Source organism: Agrobacterium sp. 6Ca8 (assembly GCF_055382765.1).
Genome location: NZ_AP026434.1, coordinates 229,270 through 243,497 on the forward strand (window position 1 = coordinate 229,270; position 14,228 = coordinate 243,497).

Consider the following 14,228-nt stretch of genomic DNA (forward strand, 5'->3'; position numbering starts at 1 on the left):
CCGGCCCGCCTCCCGCAAGCCGGGCTGGGTGGCCGGGCAATGCACGGCCCGCGAGAACGGAGAGCTATCGAGATGAAACGCTTTGACCTGATCGACGGGATGCGTGGTTACTTCCTCGTCTTCATGCTGATCAACCATCTGGTGTTTGCAGGCGGTTTCTGGCTGGTGGAAATCAATCACCGCCAGTTTGCCTTCGTGGAAGACGCGCAGGGCTTCGTCTTTCTGTCCGGTCTGCTGATCGGCATGGTCTATGCCCGCAAGATGATGAAATACGGCTATGATGCCGGCAAACAGATGATCTGGAACCGGGCGATGGAACTCTATCGCTATGCGATGGGTCTCGTCATCGCCGTGCTGTTCTTCCGCATGGTCATCCCGCATGCGCCCTATATCTGGTACAACTGGCTGGGCATGACGTCGTTCGACGATCCGTTGCGTCTGGCGGCGATCGCCACATTCCTCTTCCAGCCGACATTCATGGATATTCTGCCGCAGTACATTGTTTACATGCTGTTCGCACCCGTCCTCGTTAAACTCTGCCTCGACGGCAAATGGGCTTATGTCATGGCAGGCTCACTGCTGGTCTGGATGGCCGGCCAGCTCGGTCTTCAGCAGATCGTGACGACGCCTCTCAATGAACTCGTCAAGGGTGCCGACGAGCAGGGTATCCGTGTCAGCTTCAATCTGCTCGGCTGGCAGCTGGTGTTCTACTCGGCGCTGGTGCTGGGCGCGATGACGGCGCAGAACCGCATTCCGTGGAAGGCGATCTTCTCACCGCAACAAACATGGCTTCCGAAGGCGGCACTTCTCATCTGCCTGTTTTTCATGCCGCTTCGTATTGCAACCGCCTGGGGCCTGATGCCGGAATTCGTGATGGGCAAGTTCTCCACGATGGAGATCCGTGCCGATTTCGGCCCGGTCTACCTCATCAATTTCCTTGCTGTTGGTGTGGGTCTCACTTGGCTGGTGATCGCCGGTCCGAAGCATCACCGCCCGATCGTCCGCTCGATTGCGCAGGGCGTGATCTGGGTGCTCTCGCTGAAATTCCTGCAGCTGCTCGGCCGCCATTCGCTTCAGGTCTATGTCTGGCACGTGGCTATCGTCTATGGCGTCTATTATCTGGATGGCCGTACGGCCGAACTGTCGCAGGTCAGCAAGACGCTGATCGCCCTTACCGCAATAGGCTTGCTGGCTTTGCCGGCCCTGTGGAGGGAGCGCGACAAGTGGATTGGCAGCAGCGGCCAGAAGACGGCGGGCGCTTAACAACCGGTCACCACCTCACTCTGATGGCTTTACGGGGCGGTTTTCCGCCCCGTACTTGCGTGCGCGGCCATTCCTTTCTATATGCAGCCCTTAAATCCGCATGATGGCGAGGCAGGACAGTCTTTTTGGACTAAGGCTTCCCGCAGCGGATGACCGACAGGCGGCGGGGCCTTTACCCCCGTTATGACTGACGATGGGAAAAAACGTGAATACGCTCGATTTTGACAAGAGGCCGGAAGACACCCGGATCGTTGTCGCCATGTCCGGTGGCGTCGATTCTTCGGTTGTGGCCGGTATCCTCAAGCGCGAGGGCTATGACGTCCTCGGCATAACTCTCCAGCTTTACGACCACGGTGCGGCTGTGCACCGCGCCGGCTCCTGCTGTGCGGGACAGGATATTGACGATGCGCGCAGGGTCTGCGAAACGCTCGGCATTCCCCACTATGTGCTGGATTATGAAGCGCGGTTCCGCGAAACCGTCATCAATCCCTTTGCCGAAGCCTATGCGATGGGTGAAACGCCGATCCCCTGCGTTGCCTGCAACCAGACGGTAAAATTCGCCGATCTGCTCGCCACTGCTCAGGAACTCGGCGCAGATGCGCTGGCGACCGGCCACTACATCCGCTCGCGTCCCAATCCCGTTGCCGGCCAACCAGGACGCCGCGCGCTCTATCGCCCGATCGATAGTGATCGTGACCAGAGCTGGTTCCTGTTTGCAACGACGCAGGAGCAGATCGACTATCTGCGGTTTCCGCTCGGCGGTCTCTCCAAGGCCGAAACACGCGCGCTGGCGGAAGACATGGGTCTCGTCGTCGCCAAGAAGGCCGACAGTCAGGACATCTGTTTCGTGCCGCAGGGCAAATATACCGATATCATCAACAAGCTGAAGCCAAATGCGGCGTTCGCGGGCGATATCGTCCATCTGGACGGGCGCGTACTCGGCCGCCATGACGGTATCGTGCATTATACCATCGGTCAGCGCCGGGGTATTGGTGTCGCGACTGGAGAGCCGCTGTATGTCGTGCATCTCGATGCGCGTGGCCGCAGGGTCATCGTCGGCCCGCGGGAGGCGCTGGAGACCCGCCGTGTCTATCTGCGAGACATGAACTGGCTTGGCGATGGCGCGCTTGCGGACGAGGCCGGGCAGGGCTTTGCCTGCTTCGCCAAGGTGCGCTCCACCCGCCCGCCAACCGAAGCGATGTTGCATGCCGATGAAAACGGCATCTACGTGGATTTGATGACCGGCGAGGCGGGTGTCGCTCCCGGTCAGGCCTGCGTGCTCTATTCTGCACCGGGCGCTGATGCCCGCGTTTACGGTGGTGGTTTCATCGAACGTTCGGAACGCTCGGTGGACGCCGAGGCTTCGCTGAAGGCGCTTTTGGAAAAGCCGGTTGCTGCCTGAAACAATTCGGTTTTCACCGTCGTGTGGAAAGCGAATTTTTTGCGCGTCATGCGCTTGACACTTTGGGGAGCGGCACCTTATAAGCCGCTCATCCTGATGGAGCGGACGGTCACATGGCTGTCACGTTTTCCCTGTGGCGGGGTAGCTCAGGTGGTTAGAGCAGCGGAATCATAATCCGCGTGTCGGGGGTTCAAGTCCCTCTCCCGCTACCATTCATCTTCAATGAGAAAAGTAAAGTTTGCGTCGTCTTCTGGACGTACGTTGAGAATTTGCGGCATTCCTCGCACTGCCTGTGGCTGGCCGGACGCCAAAAAAAGGGAAACCCGCTTGCCGTATCGAAACAGCCAGCGGGTCTCAACCTTTACCCCCTCCCACAAGGGCGAGCGAACAAAAGCACATCAAATGAATTATGACAAGATCAAGGCGACCATATTGTTGCGGTAGAAGACTCTGTTTGCCAGTTTAGCGGCGGATGGCAGAGAGTAACCACTTCCGTATGCCGCTCGTAAGGGGAGCGGTAAGACACGATATTCTCGTTGCAGCGTAAGGGCGCGCCGGCAGCATACACATTTGCAACGGCACGTGGATGATGGTGCACTTTGTATTTCGGGGCCGTTTCTCTTCCGTAAGTGATCATGTCGGCAGCGAAAGAAGCAGCCGGGATGGACAGGACGGCAAATACGGCAACCACACAAGTTCGTCTGAGATTTATGGACATGAGCTATCCCCTCGCGTTGAACAACGCAGGAAAACGCGATGCGCCCGGAAGCTGTTCCCTGTGCCAAATGGTATTTTCACGGGGTGACAAAAAAATGCCCGCTCACGGCGGGCAATTCAGAGGGGAACTGAGGTTAGGAGCCTCGCGTCAAGAACGGATATCCTTGCCATAAGTTCCGCCTGATTACATGTCGCCCGATAAAAATCATGCACGACAAGCCGACAGACCAGTAGTGGCGTCTTCATAAGAAGTCGAAATAACGCAAATAACTGTGTCCTGGGAAATTTTGGAGCGGGCGAAGGGATTTGAACCCTCGACCCCAACCTTGGCAAGGTTGTGCTCTACCCCTGAGCTACACCCGCTCAAATCCATCGGTCCGGGGTAGTACGCTGAACCGTGGGCCACCGCAATGCGGCGACGGGCGCTATATCGCTCAATCGATTTTGGAATGCAACAGGGAAATGACAAAAACGCGAAAATTTCTTTGAGAAATGCGACAAGCGGCGGAAATGATTGGGAATTTTCGCGCCGTCGCTTTTTCACGCGTTGCCAAGCCGCGGTTGCCCCCTTAATCATGACGGAGAGGATATCGGAATCGGCAAAGGCAGGCGGCAGGATATGGCGGAAAATTCTCCGAAGACGGCAGCGGACTTGTTCGCGTTTCTGGACGGGCTTGGCATCGAGCATAAGACAAAACAGCATCAGCCGGTCTACACCGTTGCCGAATCCCAGTCGTTGCGTGATCTAATCCCGGGCGGTCACACGAAGAACCTTTTTGTGAAGGACAAGAAGGATCAATATTTCGTTCTGACCGTTGAGGAGAACGCGGTCGTCGATCTGAAAAGCGTTCACAAGACGATTGGCGCGGCAAGCCGCGTATCCTTCGGCAGGCCGGAAAAAATGCTTGAATATCTGGGTGTCGTGCCGGGATCTGTCACGGTTTTCGGCGCCATCAACGACACCGGTGGGCAGGTCACCTTCGTACTCGACAGCGATCTTCTGGAAAACGAGCTGATCAACGGTCACCCGCTTTCCAACGACCAGACGACGACGATAGGAAACAAAGACCTCATTCGCTTCCTGGAGGCGACCGGCCACACGCCGCTTGTCTTGAAAGTCAGCGAGTGAGATACGATCTTTGCTTCAACCAAGACAATACGACAGAGATTACGGGAGACCGGCATGAGCGGCACGAACAATCCTTACGGCAGTTCCTATGGCGGGCAGATGTCCGGCAACGCGCAATATAGCGGGGAGCTGTACGGCGCGTCTTCCGGTCACATCAAGGACACCACAACGGCGGCCTTCTCCAAGGATGTTCTCGAGGAATCGCGCCACCAGCCGGTTCTGGTGGATTTCTGGGCACCGTGGTGCGGCCCGTGCAAGCAGCTGACGCCGGTTCTCGAAAAGGCAGTAAACGAGGCGAATGGCCGCGTGAAGCTTGTGAAATTGAATATCGACGATCACCCGTCTATTCCAGGCCAACTCGGCATCCAGTCCATTCCCGCCATCGTTGCTTTCCTGGATGGCAGGCCGGTGGACGGCTTCATGGGCGCGGTACCGGAAAGCCAGATCAAGCAGTTCATCGACAAGATCGCCGGACCTGATGCGGGTGATCCGAAGGCTGAGATCGAAGCGGTTCTGGCAGAGGCAAAGCAGCTTCTGGCGGATGGCGATCATAATGGTGCGGCACAATTGTTCGGCGCGGTTATGCAGGCCGATCCCGAAAACGCCGCCGCAATCGCTGGTATTGCCGAATGCATGATTGCCGTTGGACAATATGAACGGGCAAGCGAACTCCTCTCGTCCCTGCCGGCGGAAGTGGCCGCAGATGCTGGCATTCAGCTCGTCTCGAAAAAGATCGCGCAATATGAAGAAGCCCGCAAGATTGGCGACCCGGTGGCGCTGGAACGTGATCTCGCGCTCGATCCCGATAATTACGAGGCGCGTGTGAAGCTTGCCAAGGTCCTCAACGCTCAAGGGCGGCGGGATGAGGCAGCGGACCATCTGCTCTATGTGATGCGCAAGGACAGAACCTTTGATGATGACGGCGCGCGCCGCCAGCTTCTGGAATTTTTCGAGGCCTGGGGCTTCAAGGATCCGGCAAGTGTGGCCGGGCGCCGGAAGCTTTCGGCGATCTTGTTTTCGTAATGCGGGCATATCCCGGCCATGGCGGTTGATCCGCCGGCCGGGCAGCGGTGAACAGGGGGCTTGATCCCATGCATGTCGGAAATGCGAGATATGTGAAGAACAACGATTTGCCGGAAACTGTGCCGGTATTTCCATTGTCGGGCGCGTTGCTTTTGCCGGAAGGCCACCTGCCGCTCAATGTCTTCGAGCCTAGATACCTCGCCATGATCGATATGGCACTGGCCGGCCACCGGGTCATCGGCATGGTGCAGCCGGCCCTTCACGTCATTGAGGGGGGGCATGATGGTGGTCCTTTGAGCGCTGTCGGATGTCTTGGTCGCATCACTTCCTTTTCGGAAACCGGGGATGGGCGTTATGTCATTTCGCTCACCGGCATCTGCCGCTTCCGCCTGCTGGAAGAGGTGGATGTGGGCAAACCCTATCGCAGTTTCCGGCACGCGCCCTTCATCGCCGATCTTTCCGGCGAGTATGATGAGGACGCTGTGGACCGCGAAAATCTGCTGCGGGTGTTCCGCGCGTTTCTGGATGCGAACCAGCTGGAAGCGGATTGGGAAAGCGTGGAGCGCGCAGGCAATCGTGTCCTCGTCAATTCGCTTTCCATGATGTCTCCCTTTGGTCCCGCCGAAAAGCAGGCGCTGCTGGAAGCGCCTGACCTGAGGACGCGGGCCGAAACATTGATCGCCATCACCGAGATCGTTCTTGCCCAGGGCTCGGGCGAGGCCGGTACTGTGCTGCAGTAGGATCGCCGCCATGGACGACAGGATGAGCAATGCCGATCCCAAGCTGCTTGAGCTGCTGGTCTGCCCCTTGACGAAGGGACGTCTTTCCTACGATCGCGCCCGCAACGAGCTGGTGTCCGAAAGCGCAGGGCTCGCCTACCCGATCCGCGACGGGGTGCCGATCATGCTGATTTCCGAAGCGCGCAAATTAGAAGACTAGCGTTAGCCCTGCCTGCCGCTCTCTCCACAGTGTCACGTCGCAAATTGACGATGATGCGTTGACAACCGTGCGTGGATTTGACCAGAGTCCCGCCCGACATGTCTGTTGCGGGGAGAAAACTGATGTCGTTGCGCGCGCTCGTCCGGATCTCGTTGATTGCGGTCTCAACCGCCATTACTTTTATTCCAGCTGTGGCGGCGGAACCTTCCCGCAAGGTGGTTACCACCAAAAATGGCGATTATTTCGGGTTCGATCTCAGAACCGAGCAGAATGTCTCGCTTGAGCAGTGCGGCGAGATTTGCGTCGGCGATACCGCCTGCAAGGCGTTCACCTACAATCCCAAGGTGCAATGGTGTTTCCTTAAATCGGATTTCAATCAGCTCAATGCCTTCCCCGGTGCCGTCGCCGGCAAGATCGTGCAGGTTGTCGCTGAAGCCGATATCGGTGCACCGCAGCGTCTTTCTTTCGTGACTGATAGCCTGCAGCAGGAAGCGCGCCGGCTGAAATCGGGCCTTGCGGCAAGCGCGGAGCAGCAGAGCCAGGGACTGGAGAGCCTGCTGCAAACGGCAAGGCAGCAGGCGGCAGCCGACGCGATCGAAACCTACAAGGCGGCTCTTGCGATTTCGCCCGATGACGGTGCTCTCTGGGCCGAATTTTCGCAAAGGGCGGCGCAGGTTACCGACAATTACGCGATTGCCGGCCAGGCCGCTTCCGCTGCCATCAATGCCTATCAGTTGAGCCGCACGGTCAGTGCCCGCACCGAGGCGTTGAACCGGCTGGCCCAGGCTTTCGAAAAGACCCAGAATTATCGCGCGGCGCTTAATGCCTATAAGGAGAGCCTCACACTTTCCGATAATGCGCAGACGAAGGCGGCCTATGCCGATCTGCGCACGCGCCAGGGATTCCGCGTCATCAACAATACGATTGATACGGATAATGTCAGCCCGCGCGCATGCGTGCAGTTTTCCGAACCGCTGGTGAAGAACGGTGTCGATTATTCCTCTTTCGTCACATTGGATGGTGCTGCACCCAAGGCGATCGAGGCGAAGGGCAGTGAGATTTGCGTCGAGGGGCTGACCCATGGTCAGCGTTACAAGATTGCGTTCCGCGCCGGCCTGCCGTCCTCGGTGGAAGAACCGCTGGAAAAGCAGGTCGATCTCGATATCTACGTGCGTGACCGTGCAGCGAGCGTCCGCTTCACCGGCGAGAACTTCGTGCTGCCGGGCACGGCGCGGCGCGGCATTCCCATCGTTTCGGTCAATGCCGAGAAGGCCGATCTGAAGCTTTACCGTATTGGCGACCGTAACATCACGTCGGTCTTGGCAAACTCGCAGTTTTTGACGCAGATGGACGGTTACAACGCCGACCGTATTGAAAACGAGATCGGCGAGCTGGTCTGGCAAGGTTCGATAGACATTCAGCCGGACCTCAACAAGGACGTAGTGACGAGCTTTCCGGTGGACGAAGCCTTGCCGGAGCGGAAGCCCGGCATCTATGTGCTGACCGCCGTACCGCCCGGCACCGCACCGGAGACATGGGATTCGCGCGCCACGCAGTGGTTCCTCGTTTCCGATACGGGCATCACCACCTATGCCGGCACCGATGGCCTGAACGTATTCGTGCGCTCGCTCGGCAGCGCCGCACCGCTTGGCGGGGTGGACTTGCAATTGCTCGCCAAGAACAACGAAGTGCTCGGCACGGCAAAGACGGATGCAGACGGCAGGGCAGTATTTTCGGCGGGCCTGATGCGTGGCACAGCGGCGCAGGCGCCCGCTATCCTCACAGCTCGCAACGGCGACAAGGACTACGTCTTTCTGGACATGACGCGCGCCGGTTTCGATCTTTCCGACCGTGGTGTGACTGGCCGCGCGGCCCCCGGCGCCATCGACGTGTTCAGCTGGACAGAGCGCGGCATCTACCGCGCCGGCGAGACCGTGCACGCGGCAGCGCTGGCCCGTGATGTTGACGGCAAGGCGATCGAGGATCTGCCGCTAACCTTCATCTTCTCGCGTCCTGATGGCGTCGAGGACCGGCGTTTCGTGAGTGACGGCAAGGCGCTCGGCGGCCATGCGGTCGATCTGCCCTTGCAGGCGAATGCCATGCGCGGCACCTGGACGCTGCGCATTCATACCGATCCGAAAACGGCTGCGATCAGCGAAAAGAGCTTTCTGGTCGATGATTTCGTGCCTGATCGCACCGAATTTGATCTCTCCAGCAAGGTGAAACAGATCGAGCCGGGCGCGGAAACGGCAATCGACGTCGATGGCCGTTATCTCTACGGCGCGCCCGCAGCTGGCCTGACGCTGGAAGGTGAGGTCGCCGTCAAGCCAACCCGGACGAGTACCGACTTCGAGGGTTATTTCTTCGGTCTAGCGGATGAGGAAAGCGAAGAGGAAAATCGCACCGCACTTGCCGATCTTCCGGCGCTGGACGAAGAAGGCAAGGCAAGCTTCAATGTCGATCTGACGGATTTGCCTTCCACCACGCAGCTGCTTTCCGCCAACATCACCGTTCGGATGCGCGAGGCCGGTGGCCGCGCCGTCGAACGATCTCTGACGCTGCCGGTGAAGGCGCAAGCACCTGTCATCGGCATCAAACCGCAGTTTTCGGGTGATCTCGCCCAGAATTCCGTTGGCCGTTTCCACATTATCGGCGTGACAGCTGATGGCGCGAAACAGGCGATGAGTGGCCTCAGCTGGAAGCTCATCAAGGTAGAGCGAAACTATCAATGGTATCGTCAGGGTAACTCCTGGCGGTACGAACCGGTGGAATATACCAAACAGACCGAAACCGGCACGGTTTCCGTCGATGCCAATGGCGGGGAGATTTCCGTGCCTGTCACCTGGGGCCGCTACAGGCTGGAAGTGGAAGGTGCCGGCAATGGCGCACCGGTTTCGAGCGTCGAATTCGATGCTGGTTTCTACGTCGAGGCAAGCTCGACAGAGACGCCGGATGCGCTGGAAATCGCGCTGGACAAACAAAACTACAAGATCGGCGATACCGCAAAACTCAAGGTATCGTCGCGTTTTGCCGGTCAGCTGATGGTCACGTCAGGTTCGGAAAAGCTGATTTCCGTGCAGAATGCTGAGATCGGTGAGGATGGCGGCGAGATCGACATTCCCGTTACCGAGGAATGGGGCGCGGGGGCGTATGTGACGGCCACGCTGTTCCGTCCGGGCGATGCGCAGGAAAGCCGCATGCCGATGCGCGCCATAGGCATCAAGTGGCTTGCCGTCGATCCCGCCGAGCGCAAGCTTGCGGTAACGCTAGGCGCGCCGCAGAAGACGCTGCCGCGTCAGCCGCTCGAAATTCCGATCAGTGTCGCTGGCGCGGGCGTGGGCGAAAAGGCCTATGTCATCGTCGCGGCTGTGGATGTCGGCATATTGAACCTCACCCGCTATGAACCGCCGAAGCCGGATGAATGGTATTTCGGTCAGCGACGGCTGGGGCTGGAAATCCGCGACCTCTATGGCCGCCTGATCGACGGTTCGCTTGGCGCCACCGGTCGCCTGAGAACGGGCGGTGATGGCGGGGGCGCAGCACTGCAGGGCAGCCCGCCCACCGAAAAGCTCGTGGCCTTCTTCTCGGGACCTGTCGAACTTGACGCAGACGGCAAGGCGACGGTGAGCTTCGATATTCCTCAGTTCAACGGCACGGCCCGCATCATGGCTGTCGCCTGGACGAAGACGGGCGTGGGACATGCGGTCTCCGACGCCGTCATTCGAGACCCCGTGGTGGTGACTGCCAGTGCACCGAAATTCCTCGCGCCCGGCGATGTCTCGCAATTGCGGCTCGATATCGCCAATACCGATGGCGAGGCCGGCGACTACCGGCTGGATGTGACCAGCAACACGGCACTTACAGTCGATCAGGGTGAGATGTCGCAGACCCTGGCACTGCAAAAGGGCGGGAAGTCGTCGCTGACCGTGCCGTTGACAGGCGAACAGCCGGGCAATGGCGCAATCACCATCAAGGTCTCCAATGCCGCCGGTCTTTCGCTGGAGCAGGTATTGAATGTTCCCGTGCGTCCAGCCGTTCTGCCGGTCACGACGCGGCGTGAAATCAAGATCGCGCCCAATAGCAGCCTGACGATCAATGGCGACCTTCTGGCCGATAGCATGCTTCTCGGTTCGTCCGTCGCCGTCAACGTCACACGCTCGCCAGCCTTCGATATTCCGGCGCTGGTGATGATGCTCGACAAATATCCTTACGGCTGCGCCGAGCAGACGACGAGCCGCGCTTTGCCGCTGCTTTATCTCTCGGAAATGACCAAGGATAGCGGCATTGCCGAGGACCCGGATACCCGCCGCCGCGTGCAGGAGGCGATCTACCGGGTGCTTTCCTTCCAGTCGAGTTCCGGCAGTTTCGGCCTCTGGTCTCCCGGTTACGGAGATCTGTGGCTGGATGCCTATATCAGCGACTTCCTGACCCGTGCGCGCGAGCAGGGCTACGATGTTCCCGAACAGGCGATGGTGCAGGCTTTGAGCAACCTGCAAAACGGTCTTTCCTACGATAGCAATGTCAAGGATCGCGGCAACGAGATCGCCTATTCGCTTTACGTTCTGGCGCGCAACCGCAAGGCGGCGATCAACGATCTCAGATATTATGCGGATACGGCGCTTGCCGATTTCCCCACACCGCTTGCCAAGGCGCAGGTTGCCGCAGCCCTTTCGCTTTATGGAGATCAGGCACGCGCGAAGACTGTGTTCGGTGCCTCGCTCGATATGGCGAGCCGTGCCACCAAGGTTAGCTTCGCAAGGGCGGATTACGGTTCCGCCCTGCGTGATGGCGCAGCGACGCTGGCGCTTGCGGCGGAAAGCCGTCCGGTTCCTGCCGTCGTGCCGCAACTTGCAGGTGCCGTGGCGAAGGAATGGGAAAAGAAACCCTATACCAGCACCCAGGAACAGGCATGGATGCTGCTTGCCGCCCGCGCCGTCAAAGGTGAGGACAAGGATATCCGTCTTGATGTGAACGGCGATTTGCAGACCGGCGGGTTCGGCAAACGGATGACCGGCGACGAATTGCTGGCGGCACCCTTGAAGATCGCCAACGCGTCGGCTGATCCGGTCACGGCGGTGGTAACCACGGTCGCGCCCCCGGCACAACCGCTTGCCGCCGGTGGCGAGGGCTTCACCATTACCCGTACCTATTATTCCATGGATGGCGAGGAGGTGAACGCGAGCGAGGTGGTGCAGAACGAGCGTTATGTGGCGGTGCTGAATGTCACGCCTAAAAATGACTGGCAAGCACGCATTCTCGTGACTGACCTTCTGCCTTCCGGTTTCGAGATCGACAATCCGAGCCTCGTCAATTCTGCCGCCCTTTCGAATTTCGACTGGTTGCCGGAAACCGAAGCTGCGCATACCGAATTCCGCTACGACCGGTTCGTTGCGGCCTTCGACCGCACGGCTGGCGACAGTTCGGAAATCACGCTGGCCTATGTGGTCCGGGCCGTCACCCCGGGCACTTATGATCATCCGGCGGCCTCGGTCGAGGATATGTACCGGCCGCAATTTTCCGCCCGCACGGCAACGGGCCGCATGGAGGTGCGTTCGGCAACCCCATGAGGCGAAAAAAGGCGATCATCGTCGGCATCGTGTCGGCCGCTCTGCTTGTAGGCGGTGCGGCCTTCGGTCTCGATGCGCTGGACAAGGCCTATCCACCACCGCTGGAGGCTGCGCAGCAGCGGTCCTTCGAGGTGCTGGATAAAGACGGGCGGTTGCTGCGCGCATTTGCGACACCTGATGGCCGCTGGCGGCTGAAAACCAGCGCTGCAGAAGTCGATCCGCAGTTCCTGCGCATGCTGATCGCTTATGAGGACCAGCGTTTTTACAACCATCACGGCATTGACCCGTGGGCGCTGCTGCGCTCCGCCTGGCAATTGGCAAGCAACGGCCGGATCGTCTCCGGCGCCTCGACGCTTTCCATGCAGGTGGCGCGGCTGATCGAACCGCGCACCGACCGGTCGTTTTCGGCGAAGTTTCTGCAGGGATTGCGCGCGCTCCAGATCGAAAGACGGCTCGACAAGGCGGAAATCCTCGATCTTTATCTGAATATCGCGCCTTATGGCGGCAATCTTGAGGGTGTTCGTGCCGCAAGCCTCGCCTGGTTTGGCAAGGAGCCCGCCCGGCTCGACACGGCGGAGGCGGCTCTTCTGGTTGCGCTGCCGCAATTGCCGGAGAAACGCCGACCGGACCGCTTTCCGGATGCGGCAAGGCAGGCGCGGGAGAGGGTTTTGCAGCGCCTTGCCGTGGAACGCGTGGTAGGTGAAGGCGAAGCAGAGCGGGCGACCCTTGCAGCCGTTCCCGCCAACCGGCGCGATCTGCCGGCCTATGCACCGCACATGGCGGCTGCCGCACGCGTGAAGTTTGCCAATGCCACCGAGGCGCACTCGACGCTCAGATTGCCGATCCAGCGGGAACTAGAAGCCGTTGCCCGCCATGCAGCGGAAAAGCTGACAGAAAAGGTCTCAGTCGCCATCGTCATGGCCGACGCGCAGACCGGTGATATTCTGGCTGAAGTTGGTTCGGCTGATTATCTCGATACTGCAAGGCGCGGTTTCGTGGAGATGAGCCGCGCCGTGCGCTCGCCGGGCTCCACCCTCAAGCCGTTCATCTATGGCCTTGCCTTTGAAAATGGTCTCATCGGGCAGGAAACTATCATCGAGGATCGCCCGGCGGATTTTTCCGGTTACCGCCCGCGTAATTTCGACATGCACTATCAGGGTGATGTCAGCATCAGGCAGGCACTGCAACTGTCGCTCAATGTGCCCGCCGTAAAGCTTCTGGATGCTGTCAGCCCGTCTGCGCTGATGGTGCGTTTCCGCCGCGCGGGCGTGAAGCTCGTGCTTCCCACCACCGAGGCGCCGGGGCTTGCCATTGCGCTAGGAGGTGCTGGTATTTCGCTGGTTGATCTGGTGCAGCTTTATGCGGGCCTTGCCGGCGGCGGCGACCCTGTGCGGCTGGGGGACGGTGTGCGCTCCGCGCCGCAACGGCTTGCCGGAGATCGGCTGTTTGCCGACGCTGCGATCTGGAACGTCTCCGACATCCTGTCCGGTGTGCTGCCGCCACTCGGCATGAAGCAGCGCGGCATCGCCTACAAGACCGGCACCAGCTACGGTTACCGTGATGCCTGGTCGGTAGGTTATGACGGGCGGCATGTCATCGGCGTCTGGGTCGGTCGTGCCGATAACGGCGCCGTCCCGGGCATTGCCGGTTATGCGACGGCAGCCCCGATCCTCTTCGAGGCTTTCGAGAAATCCGGCGTGGCGATCACGCCAATGCCTGCTGCACCTTCTGGCGTCGCGCGGGTGGCCGTGAGCGACCTTCCCGCCAACCAGCGGCGTTTCACATTGACCGCAAGCGGCCTGCTTTCGGCCTCAAGGCGCGAAAGCGCGCCGCGCATCGTCTATCCACCGGAAGGGGCTAGGGTGGAGCTCTCCAGCCAGTCAGGCATTTCGCCGCTAGTGCTGAAGCTGCAAGGCGGCCGCGCGCCCTTCCGCTGGCTCGCCAACGGCAGGCCTCTCCCGGATGCTTCGCTCCGCCGCAACAGCGAATGGCGACCGGAAGGGCAGGGGTTTTCAACGCTGACCGTGATCGACGCCGATGGCCGCGCTTCGAGCGTGCGCGTTTTCATCGAGTGAATTTTTGACGGCTTGCGCACCACGCTGCTGAACGCCGCGTCGCAGGCAGCTTCTTGCCCGCGTCATAGAAGTTCATTTGCAGAGACCTGATGCAAAGTGGAAGGAGGAACGGC

General features: G+C 59.8%; 8 protein-coding genes and 2 tRNA genes. 9 read left to right on the plus strand and 1 reads right to left on the minus strand.

Annotated elements, in window-relative coordinates:
• Positions 1–72: 72 nt before the first annotated feature.
• From ACZ5A6_RS15225 to ACZ5A6_RS15235, 3 genes are all read left to right on the plus strand, one after another.
• On the plus strand, positions 73–1,263 hold the full coding sequence (locus ACZ5A6_RS15225) for an OpgC family protein (RefSeq protein ID WP_035199646.1): 1,191 nt from the start codon (positions 73–75) through the stop codon (positions 1,261–1,263).
• A gap of 205 nt (positions 1,264–1,468) precedes the next feature.
• Entirely contained in the window at positions 1,469–2,665 is a 1,197-nt protein-coding gene (gene mnmA / locus ACZ5A6_RS15230; RefSeq protein WP_464111087.1) for a tRNA 2-thiouridine(34) synthase MnmA, read from the plus strand.
• Positions 2,666–2,800: 135 nt separating this feature from the next.
• Positions 2,801–2,877: transfer RNA gene (locus ACZ5A6_RS15235), tRNA-Met, on the plus strand.
• Positions 2,878–3,670: 793 nt separating this feature from the next.
• On the opposite strand, the gene ACZ5A6_RS15240 is transcribed toward ACZ5A6_RS15235, so the two are convergent.
• Positions 3,671–3,745, minus strand: a tRNA-Gly gene (locus tag ACZ5A6_RS15240).
• 256 nt (positions 3,746–4,001) lie between these two features.
• On the opposite strand from ACZ5A6_RS15240, the gene ACZ5A6_RS15245 reads away from it, so the two are divergent.
• From ACZ5A6_RS15245 to pbpC, 6 genes are all read left to right on the plus strand, one after another.
• Positions 4,002–4,511 carry a prolyl-tRNA synthetase associated domain-containing protein gene (locus ACZ5A6_RS15245; RefSeq protein WP_111789839.1) on the plus strand — a complete coding sequence of 170 codons (510 nt, stop codon included), beginning with the start codon at positions 4,002–4,004 and terminating at the stop codon, positions 4,509–4,511.
• A gap of 54 nt (positions 4,512–4,565) precedes the next feature.
• Positions 4,566–5,534, plus strand: a complete 969-nt coding sequence (gene trxA, locus ACZ5A6_RS15250; protein ID WP_421418536.1) for a thioredoxin — start codon at positions 4,566–4,568, stop codon at positions 5,532–5,534.
• A gap of 68 nt (positions 5,535–5,602) precedes the next feature.
• Positions 5,603–6,274, plus strand: coding sequence for an LON peptidase substrate-binding domain-containing protein (locus tag ACZ5A6_RS15255; RefSeq protein ID WP_003511372.1), 672 nt, complete (start codon positions 5,603–5,605; stop codon positions 6,272–6,274).
• 10 nt (positions 6,275–6,284) lie between these two features.
• Positions 6,285–6,473 carry a Trm112 family protein gene (locus ACZ5A6_RS15260; protein WP_003511371.1) on the plus strand — a complete coding sequence of 63 codons (189 nt, stop codon included), beginning with the start codon at positions 6,285–6,287 and terminating at the stop codon, positions 6,471–6,473.
• A 122-nt stretch (positions 6,474–6,595) separates the two neighbouring features.
• A complete protein-coding gene (locus tag ACZ5A6_RS15265) occupies positions 6,596–12,040 on the plus strand; it encodes an alpha-2-macroglobulin family protein (RefSeq protein WP_464111088.1) in 5,445 nt (1,814 codons plus the stop codon).
• The gene (gene pbpC, locus ACZ5A6_RS15270; protein WP_065687921.1) at positions 12,037–14,115 is read left to right on the plus strand and encodes a penicillin-binding protein 1C; all 2,079 of its coding nucleotides are present in this window, start codon (positions 12,037–12,039) and stop codon (positions 14,113–14,115) included. The genes ACZ5A6_RS15265 and pbpC overlap by 4 nt, the downstream gene beginning before the upstream one ends.
• Positions 14,116–14,228: the final 113 nt, after the last annotated feature.

Excerpts from the sequence above, each read along its gene's own strand:
- ACZ5A6_RS15225 (WP_035199646.1), top strand. The coding sequence starts at position 73 with ATGAAACGCTTTGACCTGATCGACGGGATGCGTGGTTACTTCCTCGTC.
- ACZ5A6_RS15245 (WP_111789839.1), top strand. The coding sequence starts at position 4,002 with ATGGCGGAAAATTCTCCGAAGACGGCAGCGGACTTGTTCGCGTTTCTG.
- trxA (WP_421418536.1), top strand. The coding sequence starts at position 4,566 with ATGAGCGGCACGAACAATCCTTACGGCAGTTCCTATGGCGGGCAGATG.
- ACZ5A6_RS15255 (WP_003511372.1), top strand. The coding sequence starts at position 5,603 with ATGCATGTCGGAAATGCGAGATATGTGAAGAACAACGATTTGCCGGAA.
- ACZ5A6_RS15260 (WP_003511371.1), top strand. The coding sequence starts at position 6,285 with ATGGACGACAGGATGAGCAATGCCGATCCCAAGCTGCTTGAGCTGCTG.
- ACZ5A6_RS15265 (WP_464111088.1), top strand. The coding sequence starts at position 6,596 with ATGTCGTTGCGCGCGCTCGTCCGGATCTCGTTGATTGCGGTCTCAACC.
- pbpC (WP_065687921.1), top strand. The coding sequence starts at position 12,037 with ATGAGGCGAAAAAAGGCGATCATCGTCGGCATCGTGTCGGCCGCTCTG.